Here is a 16,297-nt window from a genome sequence, read left to right as displayed (position 1 = left end):
GAATTTCATCGATCCGTATTCGGGGTGGCTTTTTTACTTTAACGTGCGATTGTGTTTAGGTGTGAATGTGTTAAAGTATCTTCAGAAGTGGCACTCTCATTCAAGCCCCTCTCGTTCAAGCGGACGCTTGCGCTATTGCCTGAACTTTAACACGGTAACACCTTCGCTCATTTACCCTTACAAAAGGAAATTACACTCTTTATTCAGAGCTCTATCCAGTATTTCTTCATATTCAGCAGCATCAATTTCGATACAGCCAAACTGAGCCAGGTGATCGGTGTAGAACTGGGTATCCCAAAGCAGGAAGCCGTTCTTATTTAAGATCTCGTGGCAATGATAAAGTGCGGCTTTGTCTGCCCACTTTTCTTTTTTAAACATACTCTCGCCAAAGAAAGCAGCTTTTAACTTTACCCCGTACAATCCTCCCACCAGTTCGCCATCCCGATAAGCCTCCACACTGCAGGCGTTGCCATATTGGTTCAGCACATCATAGGAATTGATGATCAGATCATTAATCCATGAGGTTTCCCGGTTGGCACATTGTTTCACTACGTCACGAAAGTTTTCATTTACCCGAACCTCAAACCTTCCCTGCCGAATAATCCGGGCGAGGTTATCTGATGTGTGGAACTTGCCAATGGGAATAACGCCACGCTTTCGGGCCGTGTACCAGTTTACATCTTCGGCCTTTTTATGCTCAGCCATGGGGAATATTCCCTGACTGTAGGCTTCCACCAAACTTTCCGGCGGGATGATTTTCATGAATGGATTAAGTGAATATTCTGAAGGTCTTTTTCAAAAAACCGTGCTTGTACCATCTTCGCTGATTTTTCTGATGCGCACGGAATTGGAATTTGAGAATTCAAGTAAAACAACGGATCCATCTTTCGCAAACGCTCCGCCCGTAACCGACCAGTCTCCTTCAGAGCGATATACCACTTCTTTGGCCCCGCCCTCATAAACCTTAATCACCCTCTGCCCTGAAAAAAGGGCCACATACAATTCTTTTTCACGGTCAAACCACATCCCCATCAATGCGTGATGATCACCAACCCAGTCAAATTCAGGGGTTCGCTCAATAAGAGATTCCGTTAACTTCGAGCTGCTTTTTTCAGAAACCTTCACAATAAATCCTTCAAAAGAAACAAATAGATTTCCGGACGGACTGAGCGTGTGCCAGCGCGGGCTACCCTCAAACTTTGAAAGAGAATATGAGTGAACCACTTCCTGATTCCTGTAAATTTTTATCCGCTTATTGGGTCTGTCTAGCACATAAGAATGGCCTTCATTGTCACGGACAAACGAATAGTCGCTATACTCATCCGGATAGCCATTTCTCCAACCCATTACGTCTTCAACCGTGCCATCCGGGAGCCGCATCCATACTTTGTGGCGATAATTATCTCCCTGATTTCGCACATCTTCTCCGAAGAGTTCATCGTCAGGGGAAAGCCAAAGCTTATGGGTGTGAACGTTCTCTACAACAACTTTTTTGTCTCCATCGGGAGATATCATCCAAACCCGGGAAAGATCGCTGTAGAAAATATTACCCTTCGAGTCTATAACTACTGTTACCGAAGGATGTGCCACTATAGATCCCAACACCCCAAAAAGGAAGAAGAAAAGTAAAGTGGCAGATATTCTCTTTCTGTTATTCATACTTCTTTAGAAATCACAATAGATCATGCTGCCGGAGCCGATCGGTGATCCGGGAGGCGGAGCCGGGGCATCCTCGACCTCAAATTCTTCGGGATTGGTTAAAAACCGGCCAATGGTATAAACAGCATATTGGCTGTCGGCATCTTTTTTACCGGATAATTTGGACTGAAGATCGGTTAGTTTTTTATGCGTGATGGCTTTTGTAACCGGATTGGCATCATTATCTGCTGCCAGTTCAATCATGTTCTTCAGCACCACGTGGTTAACCACACGTTGAATAGATCCCAGGTATCCGTTTTGAGATTTTCTGTTCCAGCTGGCATCGATGAGTTCATCCAGAACCGTTTCCAGGCTCAGGTTGTTATCACGAGCTCCGTATTCAACTAAGCGATTGGCTCGTTCTGCATTCAGAATCAGGCTGACGGGTAAGTCGGCAGCTGTTTCAGCAATGCCTAATGCATCCATGGCCGGACCTGCATTACCATTAAACAGTTCACGCGAATAGCCCAATGAAGAAGGCCGCGGGGGTATAAGCTCCAGCAGATTTTCAGGAATAGCCAGTGTGGCCGGCTCAATAGCTTTCAGCATCTCATCCAACGCTTTTTGCTGAGTTGATTTAGCCACTATTTTCGGGGCAGATAAATTATCTCCCTTCATATTATAACTGTAATCCAGCCCGCCAATTAACTTCACGGTGCCTTCCAGCTGATAGCGGTGAAAAAAGTACATTGGCACTAAAGCATCTTCCAGCTCTGCCATTGGCTCTCCGGATTTCAGATTCGCTTCCCCGAAATTCTCAAGTGCTTCCTTCCTGATTTCCAGGATGGTTGATAACTGGGTAGCCGGATCTGAACCAAAATCCCAGAGATGGGCATCGGGGTGTGCTCCGCTTTGCGGGCGGGCATCGGTATCCGAGATATACTTCAGGCCGGAGTCATAGGCTTCTTCCAAAATTTCATCGAGCGCCTCTTTCTCATCGGTTCCTTCCGGAAAATCCTGATAGCCGTAAGCCACGGCCACTTTATCCCACTCACCAATTCCCACATCGTATGGTTCAGAAAGGTCTATTTCTCCATTCACGAGCTTAGGTTGCGGGTGTGGATAATCCATCACGGAAGCATCGTTGGTAACGCTGGCTGCAAAATTGTGAGCTATTCCAATGGTATGACCTACTTCGTGTGCAGAAAGCTGCCGGATTCGGGCAAGGGCCATTTCCTGCATGGTCGTGTTGAGCTCGTCATTACCATAAGGGGCGAGCAATCCGACCGCGATCAGGAAATCCTGCCGTACACGCAGCGAACCCAGTGATACATGACCTTTTATGATTTCACCGGTGCGCGGGTCGGTTACTGAGGAGCCGTACGACCATCCGCGAGTTGAACGGTGAATCCATTGAATGACATTATAGCGGACATCGAGCGGGTGCGCATCTTCGGGGAGAATTTTTACGATAAATGCATCTTTATAGCCGGCCGCCTCAAAAGCCTCATTCCACCAGCGGGCACCGTCAAGCAGTGCACTTCTGACCGGCTCGGGGGTTCCATTGTCCAGGTAGTACACAATCGGTTCAACCGGTTCACTCATTTCGGCTTCCGGGTTTTTCTTTTCAAGTCGATGGCGAGCTATAAATCGTTTGGTCAAATCCTGATCAATGGGTGTTCCATAATCCTGATATGAAATGCCGAAATATCCAGACCGGGGATCCATCGCTCTTTTCTCATAACCATCATCCGGCAATTCAATAAACGAGTGGTGCTGACGTACGGTGATGGCTTCCGGTGTTGGCACTACCGAGCGAACGTATCCGCCGGGATTACTCCCATCAAAGGTAAGAGTGGCTTCAAACTCAGTGTTTTGGGGGAAGTTCATGGTGCCTTCTTTGTATAAAGCAGACCGGCTTTTATCCAAACTATAGGACCCCTGATTTGATCTACGAAGCGTGTTAGTTACTCCATGAGCATCTCTGAGTAAAAAGCTTGTTAAGTCAATTAACACCTTCCCGTCTTCTTCGGCTGCCACTTCAAACCCGGCAATAATGGATGAGGCAAAAGCCTCCCGAACCGATTTCTTTTCCAGCTCATTATCTGTTTCTGCCCGATATTCGTAGTTAGGCTGAACCATGAGAACTTTCGGTCCCCGGCGCTCAAAATAAACTACCCGGGTATCCCCAAGTTGTCCCCGGTCTAACCCAATATCATTAGAACCGATACCTGCCGTTAATGAATTCACGTATAAGAATTCGGTATTCAGTTTATCGACCTCTAACCAAATCTGGTCTTTTGATTCATCGAAGTAGTAATCAAAATATCCTTCGGTTTTAGTAAGGCCTTCTGTTTTTTCGGATATAGACGGGATTTGTGCTGATACCTGGCTGGCCACAAGCATCATCACAACAAAAGTAAACGCTCTTTTCATTAATGCAGAGTTTTGTTTGGGTTGAAGGGTCGCTAAATAACGGTTTCAGCCAATATCTGAAAGAAGAGCGGATAAGAAAAATGTTAAAGTTTTAGAGGATTGCCGAATCTTTAAGGGCTCCTATTAAAATAAATTCAAAGCCCTACTCACTTTTAGCAACCTTTCAGCGTCCGTAGGTCCTGGAAGCGTTGCGGATTCGTAGTTGAAATTCAGTTAGCTTTAAAAAAACCAGCGAACGCTCCAAGGCCTTGGGGGCGCTTGGAGGTTCTTAAAGGGCTAAAGCCCTGTCCCAAGCCGGGTCAGTGCCTTTCACCGCCCTGAAGGGCGGAGTAATTTTTACTTAGAATGAAAACGATAGTTTTTGATAAACTCCTCATATTCTTCTGAAAAAGGCTTTACCTGATGATGCTTTTCTTGTTTATCAATGTAGCCGTTTACTCTTTTCAGTTGTGATTCCCCTACTGACACAGCGAAATACTCTTCTTGCCAACCAAACTTCTCAGGAAGCGAGAGGTTTCTGTTTGCCCAATATGAAGACTCCCCTTTTATCAGGTTCATGATCGTCTGAATGTTCTGATCAGACGATATTGAAATTAAAGCATGAAGATGATCATGCCAGCCATTAATATTCAAGAGGTGAATCTGCTTGGCTTTTGAATACTCCCGAATGTGTTGGCACAGAATATTTTTATTATCCAGACTTAAAAGCTTTTTTCTACTTTTTGTAGCCCAAACAAAATGCCCATACATTTTTATAAATGGCATGTCTCTTGGTTTAATTTTTAGCTTCCCCTTCAGAAAAATAGAAAGGATTAGATAAAATCAAAGCGGGTGAACCATTTAATTGCACCGACCTTCAGGCCGGTGAATGAGTGGCATAAACCGGAAAAAGGGCTTTAGCCCTTTGTATAGACGTGAATGGCAGAGTTTGTTTATTTCTTCTCCAAATACTCTTTAAACTCGCCGTTTTTCAGGCGGGTGAAGTAATCTTTCGAGGCCAGCCTTACTTTCTTGGAAAGTAATAAAGCGGAAGTCACCGTAGGTATGGCCATAAGGGCAAACATACCATCAATCAGGTTGATGACCGCATCCAGCGAAGCCACTGCTCCAAAGATTATGGAGAACACATAGAAGTAATTGTAGAGATGCTGCCTTTCCGCACCTAACAGGAAGCCCAAACATTTTGAGCCATAATAGGAGTAGGAAAGCATGGAGCTTACGCTGAAAGTCAGTACGGATATAATCAATAAGTACGTACCGAATGCAGGAAGAGCTTCGTTAAAAGCGTTGAGAGTAAGCGTTACCCCATTGGCTTCCGTGGATTGCCATACACCGGTTACCAAAATCGCAAGGGCCGTCATGGTACATACCAGCAATGTATCGATGGCAGGTTCCATCATAGCTACCAATCCTTCCCGAACAGGTTCTTTGGTTTTTGACGCACCGTGTGCCAGCGACTCTGTCCCGATTCCAGCTTCATTTGAAAAAGCAGCCCGCTGAACCCCGATAATAATCAACTGTCCTACAGCTCCGCCCATCACGGCTTTTCCGGTGAAGGCGTCTGTTACAATCAGCCCTAAATAGTAGGGAATGTCTGCAATGTGAACGGCTAAAATAAATAGTACCGAAACCACATAGATCACAACCATGGAGGGAACCAGCTTTGAAGCTACCTTCCCGATTTTGGTAATCCCACCAAAAATGACCAGCGAAACCAGACCAACAAGCACAATTCCGGTGATCAGGTTTCCGGTAAAGGCGGCATCTGCTTCAACCCATCCGTTCGGTATGTAAATAAAGTCTCTTAAAATCTGTACCAGCTGGTTGGTTTGAAAAATCGGCAGAGGACCAAATAACCCCGCCATCGCGAACAGGTAAGCCAGAGGCATCCATTTGCTGCTGAGTCCTTCCCGGATTACATACATCGGTCCACCCTGAATTTTGCCCTGGGTGTCTTCTCCGCGATACATAATGGAAAGTGTACAGGTGAAAAATTTGGTTGCCATTCCAACAATGGCGCTCATCCACATCCAGAACAGCGCGCCGGGACCACCCATAAAAATCGCAACTGCAACACCACTGATGTTTCCCATCCCCACGGTCGAAGCCAATGCTGTGGAAAGAGCTTCAAAGTGGTTAATATCGCCGGGATCATCCGGGTTGTCATATTTACCCCGAACCAGGTCTATGGCATGAAAGAAAAACCGAAAGGGAGTGAATCCGGATGAGATCAGGAAAAAGAGTCCGCCCCCCACTAATAAAATGACAAGGGGATATCCCCACATGAAAGAGGAAAACGCTGCGAGAAATTCTTCGATGAGTGCCAGGGTATTGTCCGTTTAATTGATGTTAAGCGTAGAAACTAATGAATAGACGGGTTAATTGTGTACTGTCCTCAGAAAAAAGATGTAATCAGTGCCGGGGGGAATTTGTCCGGCTTGTCGAATAAGCGTGGCTATTTGTGCCCGGTGGTGTTGCCCGTGGATAATAAGGTGAGTCAAAATATCACCTACAACATTTCCGAATTCCTTGCCTTTGGAGTTTTGGTAGGTGATGGCATTATCACTCTGTGCAACCAAGTCTTTTAGCTTCTGGATGTTCTCCTGTATAATTTGGCTCATCTCAGCTATCGAAAATTGTGGCCAAATCTCCACCGCTGTTTCTTTGCCTGTGATTCTGTTCATCCAAATCTGTTGGGCTGCGAGGATGTGAGAAAGCAAGCCCGTGACTTCTTCTTTTGTTTCGCTCTCATCAAGTTCCCGAATAGCCTGAAGTATTTTTTCGTTGGCCCATCGGTCGTATTCGAAAAGCTTTTCAAGGTCCATGAGACTATCCAATTCCAAAAAATTTGGATATACCATTGATCACAAATTGCACACCAATAGCCAGCGCGATGAAGCCCATCATGCGGGTGATGACCGTCATTCCGGTTTTACCGATATATTTTACGATGGCGGGTGCTACTCTCAATATTCCGTATGCAACCAGCGCCGTCATAAATACAGCCGCTCCGTTCACCAGGTAATCGGTAATACCCTGCGCATCAGAACCGAATCCGATTACAACCGCAATACTTCCCGGCCCCGAAAGCATAGGGAGTGCAAGTGGACTGAATGATACATCTTCTTTTTCTTTGGCTGCCTCCTGATCTTTCTTGGTCAACTTTCTACCACCGTTATCCGGGCTTAGCATCGAAAAACCTGCTCTTACAATCACCAACCCTCCGGCTATCTGAATGCCCGGGAGGCTGATTCCAAAGAAGCTGAGAATGTAGGTTCCAACCAACAAAAAGGTGATCAGAACAAAAAACATGTAAGTAGTAGCCTTGCGAGCGGTCCTGATTTTCTCTTCATCGGCATGCCCTTCCATTAAAGAAATGTAGATAGGCATTGCTGCAAAGGGGTTAACGACAGAAAATAAAGATGAAAAGCTTGCAAAAAACAGTGCTGCTATGCTCATAAATACAGTAGAAAAGGGGATTATATCTTTGAAAAATTCTTCCATGATGGCCCTAAAGATACACAGCTTTTTACCAATTTTTAGTTTGTGTTTTTACTTAAAACAAAGCTTAACTTTTATATCGGATATATTGTTTTATTTTCTGTTCCAACAAATTTTATTAATGCTATGAGCGCTGTACAACTTATTTCTTATGATCAATTAATTTCGGATACGGAAAGCATTTTAAAGCGAAATGTTACCCGCGATGAAAAGCTTTTTGCGATTTGTGAATTGTTAGCTGATGAAATCCCCTCTTTCAGCTGGGTGGGTTTTTATCTGCCTGATCCTGAGGGGAAACAGGAACTTGTTCTCGGTCCATTTGTGGGCCCTTCTACCGACCACACCCGGATTCCTTACGGCAGAGGTATTTGCGGACAGGTTGCCCTTAGCCACGAAACCTTTGTGGCACAGGATGTGCACAGCGAAGAAAATTACCTGGCCTGCAGCACCGATGTACAATCCGAAATTGTTGTCCCCATCATGAAAGACGATGAGTTTGTAGGCCAACTCGATATCGACTCAAACACAAAGAACTCCATCACCAAAGAACAGCGTGAGCTTTTGGAAGAAATTTGTGAGTTTCTGTCGGACGAATTTTAATCAATTAGTACCACGAGAAACTTTTCTTTTCAGACGAAATGGACATCGATCAACTCCGGCGGCTCGAGTTTTAAGGCGTTTTCTTATCCTGATTTATGTTCACGCTCACCGGTAGCATGTCTATAGCGGTAGTCACATTAGAGCTGTAGGTAAATCCTTTTTCAGCTAATGTTTTGTGGCAGCCGTCCATCACCTGCGACCGTATTTCACCTAATCCGCGATCGTTGCTGAACGTATCAATCCAAAAGAAAACCTCCAGCTCAACATAAGCTGCCGTAAAACCGGCTATCTGAATATTGGGGGCAGGATTTGCAAGCGTGAGTTTATGACCCTGTACGGTTTTGAGAAGAGTCTCTCTTACTTTCTGAAGATCGTCCCCATAGTCAACCCCAATGGTGAAGCTGCCTCGTCGCAACCCATCTCTCGTAAAATTGTGAAGCGGGTTTTTGTAGATGGTGGCGCTTGGAATAAAAATATCACACCCATCGGCAGTCCGTATGTGAACGTCCCGTATCTCTATTCTCTGCACAATTCCTCTTATTCCATTGCTTTCAATCAGGTCTCCGACATCAAAAGAGCGGCTGAAAGAAAGGAATAACCCTGCAAGTAAATTTTCACCTATCTCCCGGAAAGCGAACCCAAGTACCACGGCAACAACACCACCCGCAGCTAAAAAACTGGTGGCAACTTGTGTTAATCCAACAAGGTGTAAGGCAATAATCAGGCCCAGAACATTAAACGCCCAACGTACCAGGCGCTTAATCAGCCGGACTTGCTTTACGCCTTTGGTTTTATCTTCGCCAAGTAAACGACCAACACCGCTGCTGGCAAGCCTGCCGATAAAAATAAGCACAACCAACGATGCTATAGCAGCCAAAATTTGAGGCGTTGTGCTTATTATTCTGTCCGACAAAAGCTCAAAACTTTCTTGCATGTTTTGTGTCTTAGTTCATGTTTTGCGTATAAAGTACATGAAATAAAACGATTTTAGCGAAGCTTAATTCCGTACTTCTTTTAAAGCAGCACCAACGGCTTGGTTTCTGATGGAATTTTATCGAGAGCATACACGGCTATTGCTTTAACCTCTTTGGTTACCGAGACTGACCCCTCATCTGTTTTATTCTCAATAAGAATTACTCCATTCCCTCCTAAGTTTTTTGCTTCTATTTTCAGCATTTCAATCATGTTTTCAGTGGAACTTTCTCCGGCTGTTTCCTGAATTTGAACCGTGGCAAGCTCCAGATATTCTCCTTCAACTTCATCCGGTGAATTGTAAACGATGATTTCCTGACTATACGCCGGTAGTACGCCAAATACATCTGACTGTACCAGGTCTTTAACATGAGTGGTTGTGGACTTTGTTATTGACGTGCTGCAAGCTGCCGTCATCATTCCGATTATTACTAAGATCAATACCGCATTAACTTTTCTCATCTCTCTTCTCCTTTTATTTATTTGTGAGACAAGAGCTAATACGCCGGTTTCAGAAGGGTGTTACGCCTTTCAGGCAGTATTTTCTTTATGATGAGTAAAAATTTGTTACTACAATTTCGATAAGCTCAAATCCGAAACATGAAGGTTCACGCTATGGTTAACACGCAGTCCGTAAATGCCATCATTGTTCATACCTGATGCATCAATATCTGCAACCTCTTCATCATTAATTGTAAAGCGAACACGCTCACCCTCAACCCTTACCTGCAGTACATTCAAAACAGAGGATACTTCCGGGTCATCGTATATGTTGATTGCATCGCTGGCCGTCCAGCCCTGAATAACCTCGGTGTCTTCCCCCGTCCTTTTTTTGATGAGAAACTCGCCGGTATTCCGAAGTAAAAAATACATATATGTCTGAGCATCTCCATCCAGCTTGGAGCCTCCCCAGAATAGGCCATATCCCTCCCGGTTTCTTTCGCCGGGATTAAAAAAGTGCAGTTCCGTTTTTACACCAAATGAACCGGAGGCTGTATTAGCCGGATGATAAAAGATGCCGGCCGGTCCGGTGGTAATATGCCAGCCCGGGGTCATGTTCACAAAATAGATATCAGAAGAGTCCGGCTTAGATCCTATGACAACATCATCCATGCCGTGATCAAGGCGAACCTCCCATCCATCCGGGACTTCAAAATTTGTGCCTTGCGGAATATTTGGATCGGGACGATCCTGTGCTTGTGAAAAGCTGAAGAGACTACACACCATAATAACCGACGTAAAAAGCACTTTCATAAGAACCCCCACTTTATTTCTATTACTAACCTTCCTGATTATACAATAAATGATTGAATAGGAGAAATCCCTATTTACAGGCATCCTGGCGGCCTGCTTTTCCCCTTTACGCTACTTGATGGAGTTGTATGCTGATAACGTTCTGCGGTAAATTACATTTGTGGTGTCGAAGAACTGCTCTCCCATGCTCAGGGCTCTTTCAAAATATTTTATGGCCTGCTCATTTTTTCCCAGCTGCATGTAAACAGCCCCAATATTACTCAGCTCTCGCATATGATCAGGATGTGTTTCTCCTTTCACCTTTACATTACTTTGGTGGGCTTTAATAAACCACTCCAGCGCTTTCTCCTTTTGGTCATTGTAGAAATATACCAGCCCCATGTTTCCTTCACTGGTCAGGGTCAGGGGATGCGTATCCCCCAACAAATCCTTCCGCATGTAATAAGCCTTTTCAATTAACTCTCTGGCCTCTTCATACTCACCCTTTCTCTGAATGATAATCCCTAAATCATTCATTGCACGGGCTCTTTCTATACTTGGATTTTCACCAAATATGTCAGTATACATGGATAAAGCTTTTCTGGAATATTCTTCTGCTTTGTTACTCTGTCCCAGCATATGATGAGCCCAGCCCAGGCTGGCATAAGCCCCGGCAATTTTGGTAGGAGTATAATGAGCATAGCCTATCTCATAACCTTTTGTGCGGGCTTCCAACACTTTATCAAAGGTTGAAATAGCCCTGTGATATTCTCCTTTTTCCAGTAATAGCCAGCCATAGTCGTGGCGTCCCACCCAATATACATCCGAAGTAGTGTCATTTCGTGCAGCGTACCCCTCAAAAAGCTCAGTATACATGCTGTCCGCTTTCTCAAATTCCCCGAAAAAGCTATACACTTCTGCCTTATATGATTTAGCAGCCAAATAATACGCATCCCAGTCGAGAGGCACGATTTCCAGATTCCTTATTTCCTGTTCATTTTTATCTAAAAAATGCTGCAGGGAATCTGCATAAGCCAATGCTAAGCTATCCTGCCCTCTGGCTCGAGCCAGATCGGCCTTTACATTAAACACATCAGCCAGCCAGTATCTGTATTCATTTTCAGTATCTAATGCATGAAGAATGGCAGTAGCTTCCGTCAGTAATGAATCAGCTGTTTTAAGCTCCCCCAGGTTAAATTTTATGGAGCCGAAATTCATCAGCAAACGAGCTCTTTCTCCGGGCACATTAGCAAACATATTGTCCACTGCATTCAGGGTTTCATCAAGGAACCGGCTGGTTGCCAGGCGGGGATCTTCCGTCTTAGTATAATCTACCTCTTCAAATACATTCACCATTACATCACTAACCATTTTGGCTCTGCTTAACGCTTCCAGTGCCCGGTTTTTTTCTTTGGTGATGTTGATGCTGTAAATAACCCCAAATGTGACGATGGCCACAAAAAATACAGCTGCCACCGAGAGCTGATACTTATTCCTTTTCAGAAATTTCCCGGTCTTATACCGGCGGGTGTTTCTTCGCGCCGCAACCGGCTTTTTATTCTGAAGGTTTTCCAGATCATTCAAAAGCTCCCGTACCGATGAATACCGGTATTCGGGTTCTTTTCTAAGACATTTGTTTACAATGGCATCTAAATCTTTAGCATCAATTTTTTTGAGCTTTACCTTCGCCTTTGCGCTTATATTCTCAGTCTCTCTGTTGAGGATTATTTTCTCGGCTTGTTGCAGGGTCTTCCCTGAAAGATCGAATGGTTTCTCCCGGGCGAGCATCTCATACAGTACCAAACCAAGCGCATACACATCCGTGGCTACCGTTATCTTTCCCATATTAACCTGTTCCGGCGCTGCATAGCTTAAGCTCAGCAGCCGGCCCGATTCCATGGTCTGTATCACTTCTTCTTCAGAAAGCTCTTCGGAAATAATTTTGGCAATACCAAAATCCAGCACCTTGACGTGCCCCTGCTCATTAATCAACAGGTTTTGCGGTTTGATATCCCGGTGCACAATCAGATTACGATGGGCATATTCAATCGCTTCACAGATCTCTTTAAATTTGGAAAGGCATTCTTTCAGTTCCGGTTCCTCTTTTTGAATGTACTCTTTCAGCGACATTCCCCGCACGTATTCCATAACCAGGTACGGACGGTTTCTTTCGGAAATCCCGGCATCATACAGCTTGGCAATATTGGGATGTTCCAAACTGGCGAGAATCACCTTCTCCTGCTTGAACCTCTTTTCCCAGTTTTCACTGACCAGTCGCCTGTTTAAAACCTTGATGGCGACTTCTCGTTCAAACTCTCCGTCCGAGCGCTTGCCCTTATAAACAATTCCCATTCCTCCCTGGTCAATCTTGCCGGTGGTTGTATAAAACCCAAAGGTCTCCGGGGTAAAGTCACCTTCTTCCGTTTCGGGTGGGGCTTCGGTATCGGAAAAATCGTCGAGAAAAGACTTCAGGTTCTTCTTTTGATCATCCAGAAAGGTCTCACTATCATGAATAGATTCCAGCAGTTCTTCGGCTTGTTCCTGCAGCTTGCTGTCTCCCCCGCAAAGTTCTTTGATGCGGTCTTTTTGCTCTTCTTTTGGATGGAGCAACACGTCATCAATGATTTTTTCCAGCTTTTCAAACTCCGACTTTTCCATAATACTGTCTGTTCTTGATTTCCCGAATTTCTTTTAAGCTAATAAAATTAGTGGATTGATAAAGCTACCTTCTTATTCATCATTTCTTCATAAAGATTCTATATGTATCAATAGCGCTTTGCAACATATTCAGATGGTTCCACTATCAAAAAGGTTTGATCTTTAACTTTGTAATTGGGGGTTGTTATGGCTAAGAAAGCAGCTCAGATCATCGAACAACAAGTTCAGTTTTGGATGCGTAAAGAGGCCGCCCAAAAAGGCGTTCCCGTCTCTAATTCTAAGCGTCCTATAATCACGATATCGCGGGAATTCGGAGCTAAAGGCGCTGCCCTGGCAGAAGAATTAGGACGGCGGTTAGAATTCAAGGTTTGGGATAAGGACTTACTGGAGTTAATAAGTAAGAATATTGGCAGCAACAAAGAGTTTATAAAGTCCTTAGATGAGAGTCGCCGGGGATTATTGGAAGATACCATTTTCGGGTTTATACATCATCGCGAAACAAACCTCAGCTATCTTCTTTTTCTGATTAAAGCTGTTCGGGCTCTGGAGAAGTTTGGCAGTAATATTATTGTAGGAAGAGGTGCAAATTACATCTGCAAAATACCGGACTCTTTTCATATCCGTGTGGTCTGTCCTCTTAATAAGCGTATCCAGAACTATGCTCGCGCCTATCAAATCACAAAGAAAGAAGCCTCCGAATTTATTTTGAAGAAGGACGCAGATCGTCAACATTTCAGTAAGTATAACTTCAATCAGGATTCTGGAAATGCAAGCGATTATGACCTGATTCTTAACTCAGGCACTTTTTCTTTATCAGAGATGGCTGAAATAGCAGTGCAAGCCTATGAAATGAAAACCGGAACTAAGGTTGCTGAAATGGCTCAGCAGGAGTTGTAAAAACCTATCCGGAAATTACAACCAGTCCACGATTTCTTCTTTCTGCTCTACTTCCACGTACTTTTCAAATATTTCGTGGAGGCTGGAATCTTTTTGTAGTTCTTTGCGGCTCACAGAATCCAGGTAGGCTTTAATGTGGCCGTGATGCAAAATGGCGATATCGTCACAGAGGTTTTCTACCACCTCCAGAATATGGCTGGTTACGATGATGGTCACCCCTTTTTGCTTCAGGCGCCGGATGATGTTTTTCATCCGCTCGATAGAAATTACATCAACGGCTTCAAAGGGCTCGTCCAGCAGAAGCAGCTTGGGCTCAACCAAAACGGAAGTTACAAACGCCAGCTTTTTGCGACTCCCGGAAGAAAGCTTGTTCACTTTAATTTTGGCAAAATCCTTGATGTCGAAATAATCCATCAGCGAGTAGGCCTTCTCGATCAGCCCTTCTTTGTTTACTTCGTAGATTTCACACACATACTCGATAAACTCCAGGCTGCTGAACTGCTCAAACAAGAGCGGCGGCTGCAACACAGAGGCAGTCAGCTTTTTAATTTCCAGCTCGTTCCTGGCGTTTAGTTTCATCCCGTGAATAATCACATCCCCGCCTTCGAAGCTCAGCAAGCCCGTCAACACGCCAATCAACGTGCTCTTCCCGGCACCATTCGGGCCAATCAACCCAAAAACCGTTCCTTTCGGAATCTCCAGGTTCAGGTTCTTGAGCACCGGTGTATCCTCGTAGCTCTTATCCAGATTTTTTAACTCTACAGCTCGCTCCATAATCTCATCAATACTCGGTTTTTAAACAGGTTAACCAATACATCCATGTGCCGCCACAGGTAAATGGCCATAATTACAATTACTGTCCCCATGATCGTCAGCCGGTACCATTCCAATCCGTTTAAAGGCACAAAAACCATGTATCCCATCGAAAAGATCAGGAAGGATATGGCAAAGGTTACTTTTTGCGGGATGATAGGGTGCTTATAACTAAAAGAAGAATAGGTGGCCTTCTGGTACTGAAAGTAGGAACTCCACACAAACAACAACATGAACATGAGAAAGAAAAACGTGTTGGCTACAAATATTTGCAGGGGTGAACCGATTTCGGGAATCACCAGCAGCTCAAAAACCGTGATCAGATAAAACACCAGTAAAGGGAGCAAAATCACTCCCAAAAATCGTTCTTTCAGCTGCTTTTCTAAATTGATGGGAAACTGAAGGTGAAGCAGAAACTCCCGGTTTTCATAGCCATACATATTGGCCATTCCCATCGCCAGCAGAGCCACCGGAATACCGGCAAGGATGGTGGGAATCAAAATGGTTTGGGCCACTTCGTAATCTACATTCAGCAACAGCGGTACATACACAATCGGGATGATGGTAAGCGTTAAAACCTGCAGCCGGTTGTAAGGGTGCTTCATCACGTAGAAATAATATTTGCCGGCATTGCGCCCCAACACTTTCCGAAGCACCTTCCAGAGCTTGCTGCTTTCCTCTTCGGCTTTCTTCAGGCCGGGATTCAACAAACCTTCTTTGGTTTTATTGAAGTGATCTATCACCGTCAGGCCAATCAGCACAATGGAGAAGAAGAGGATGGTTAGAGCATTCATCCACCCGTAGTCTTCCGTCACTGTTTGGATCAGCATCCCGCCCGGCAACCAAGATAAAAACGCATTCACTGTTTCCACCTGTGGCAGTAGTTCCGCAAAAATTCGTGTCGAGTTAGACGCAAAAAGCGACACCAACTGAAACAGCCCAAACACCAGGAACAAAAACCCTACCACTACGGCTATAAATCGTTTTTCAACCACACGGATAAACCGGTGTTTCACTGAATAAATGAGAACGTAGTTCAACGCTACGGCTGCTATGGCAACCGGCACCTGGTAGGCTGCATGTACCTGTATCAACAAAAAAACCAGCCAGGTTAAATTGTAGATTATATTTACTGGGTGACAAAATCCGATGATAGTCAGATACTTAGCCAGCCTTTTTAGCGGGAAGCCGAAACCCAACAGCTTTCGGTTTTCCTCAATATTCATCAGCCGCATGTTAGTGAAGGAAAAGTGCATCACCCAGTAGGCATTTGCAAACACCAGCAGGATAAAGGAATATATATCCGGTGTTAGCCACGGAAGCTGCACCTGCATCCAGGGGTCGCTGTCCATCAGTACTACCACAATAGCCGTTCCGGCGAGGTTCACCAACATAATCCCCAGAAACAGAATATACCCGATGGTCAGCAGCAGCTGAAAGCGGTTCAGGTTGGAGATAAATATTCTCCAGTTCAATGTAAGCAGCCTGTAGAACAAGGGCGGTTAATTAGTTGATGAATAACAGGATGCTATTATAACAGTATCAACGT

At 44.7% G+C, this 16,297-nt stretch carries 15 protein-coding genes; 2 read left to right on the top strand and 13 right to left on the bottom strand.

Going from position 1 to position 16,297, the window contains the following annotated elements; all coding sequences use genetic code 11:
* Window positions 1-177 precede the first annotated feature (177 nt).
* The 7 genes from aat to JJ941_RS09215 form a co-directional block, all read right to left on the bottom strand.
* On the bottom strand, window positions 178-762 hold the full coding sequence (gene aat, locus JJ941_RS09245) for a leucyl/phenylalanyl-tRNA--protein transferase (protein WP_290964168.1): 585 nt from the start codon (window positions 760-762) through the stop codon (window positions 178-180).
* Window positions 763-795: 33 nt separating this feature from the next.
* On the bottom strand, window positions 796-1,659 hold the full coding sequence (locus JJ941_RS09240; RefSeq protein ID WP_290964165.1) for a hypothetical protein: 864 nt from the start codon (window positions 1,657-1,659) through the stop codon (window positions 796-798).
* A gap of 6 nt (window positions 1,660-1,665) precedes the next feature.
* A complete protein-coding gene (locus tag JJ941_RS09235; protein ID WP_290964162.1) occupies window positions 1,666-4,074 on the bottom strand; it encodes a zinc-dependent metalloprotease in 2,409 nt (802 codons plus the stop codon).
* 336 nt (window positions 4,075-4,410) lie between these two features.
* Complete coding sequence (tnpA, locus tag JJ941_RS09230; RefSeq protein ID WP_290964159.1) at window positions 4,411-4,839, bottom strand: IS200/IS605 family transposase; 429 nt, start codon at window positions 4,837-4,839, stop codon at window positions 4,411-4,413.
* A 167-nt stretch (window positions 4,840-5,006) separates the two neighbouring features.
* The gene (locus JJ941_RS09225; RefSeq protein WP_290964156.1) at window positions 5,007-6,359 is read right to left on the bottom strand and encodes an alanine/glycine:cation symporter family protein; all 1,353 of its coding nucleotides are present in this window, start codon (window positions 6,357-6,359) and stop codon (window positions 5,007-5,009) included.
* A 93-nt stretch (window positions 6,360-6,452) separates the two neighbouring features.
* On the bottom strand, window positions 6,453-6,899 hold the full coding sequence (locus JJ941_RS09220; protein ID WP_290964153.1) for a DinB family protein: 447 nt from the start codon (window positions 6,897-6,899) through the stop codon (window positions 6,453-6,455).
* A gap of 4 nt (window positions 6,900-6,903) precedes the next feature.
* Window positions 6,904-7,578, bottom strand: coding sequence for a MarC family NAAT transporter (locus JJ941_RS09215; RefSeq protein ID WP_290964150.1), 675 nt, complete (start codon window positions 7,576-7,578; stop codon window positions 6,904-6,906).
* 123 nt (window positions 7,579-7,701) lie between these two features.
* Here JJ941_RS09215 and JJ941_RS09210 point away from each other — a divergent pair, with 123 nt between their 5' ends.
* A complete protein-coding gene (locus JJ941_RS09210) occupies window positions 7,702-8,175 on the top strand; it encodes a GAF domain-containing protein (RefSeq protein WP_255134026.1) in 474 nt (157 codons plus the stop codon).
* A gap of 70 nt (window positions 8,176-8,245) precedes the next feature.
* Here JJ941_RS09210 and JJ941_RS09205 read toward each other — a convergent pair whose 3' ends face one another.
* From JJ941_RS09205 to JJ941_RS09190, 4 genes are all read right to left on the bottom strand, one after another.
* Window positions 8,246-9,052 (bottom strand): mechanosensitive ion channel family protein, encoded by an 807-nt coding sequence (locus tag JJ941_RS09205; protein WP_290964146.1) that lies wholly within the window; start codon window positions 9,050-9,052, stop codon window positions 8,246-8,248.
* A gap of 137 nt (window positions 9,053-9,189) precedes the next feature.
* Complete coding sequence (locus JJ941_RS09200) at window positions 9,190-9,609, bottom strand: hypothetical protein (RefSeq protein WP_290964143.1); 420 nt, start codon at window positions 9,607-9,609, stop codon at window positions 9,190-9,192.
* A 108-nt stretch (window positions 9,610-9,717) separates the two neighbouring features.
* Window positions 9,718-10,401, bottom strand: a complete 684-nt coding sequence (locus tag JJ941_RS09195) for a hypothetical protein (protein ID WP_290964140.1) — start codon at window positions 10,399-10,401, stop codon at window positions 9,718-9,720.
* 111 nt (window positions 10,402-10,512) lie between these two features.
* Window positions 10,513-13,038: a serine/threonine-protein kinase gene (locus JJ941_RS09190; RefSeq protein WP_290964138.1), complete on the bottom strand. Its 2,526-nt coding sequence runs from the start codon at window positions 13,036-13,038 to the stop codon at window positions 10,513-10,515.
* Window positions 13,039-13,224: 186 nt separating this feature from the next.
* Between JJ941_RS09190 and JJ941_RS09185 the strand changes: the two genes are divergently transcribed.
* Window positions 13,225-13,935, top strand: coding sequence for a cytidylate kinase-like family protein (locus JJ941_RS09185; protein WP_290964135.1), 711 nt, complete (start codon window positions 13,225-13,227; stop codon window positions 13,933-13,935).
* Window positions 13,936-13,950: 15 nt separating this feature from the next.
* Here the strand turns inward: JJ941_RS09185 and JJ941_RS09180 are convergent, their stop codons facing one another.
* Both JJ941_RS09180 and JJ941_RS09175 read right to left on the bottom strand, forming a co-directional pair.
* A complete protein-coding gene (locus JJ941_RS09180) occupies window positions 13,951-14,709 on the bottom strand; it encodes an ABC transporter ATP-binding protein (protein ID WP_290964132.1) in 759 nt (252 codons plus the stop codon).
* Window positions 14,694-16,223: a hypothetical protein gene (locus JJ941_RS09175; RefSeq protein WP_290964130.1), complete on the bottom strand. Its 1,530-nt coding sequence runs from the start codon at window positions 16,221-16,223 to the stop codon at window positions 14,694-14,696. Before JJ941_RS09175 ends, JJ941_RS09180 begins: the two co-directional genes overlap by 16 nt.
* Window positions 16,224-16,297 lie beyond the last annotated feature (74 nt).

The sequence above is a fragment of the Gracilimonas sp. genome (assembly GCF_017641085.1).
GTDB lineage: Bacteria > Bacteroidota > Rhodothermia > Balneolales > Balneolaceae > Gracilimonas.
The sequence above is the reverse complement of the archived record's forward strand: the minus strand, read 5'-3'. Positions and strand labels throughout refer to the sequence as shown.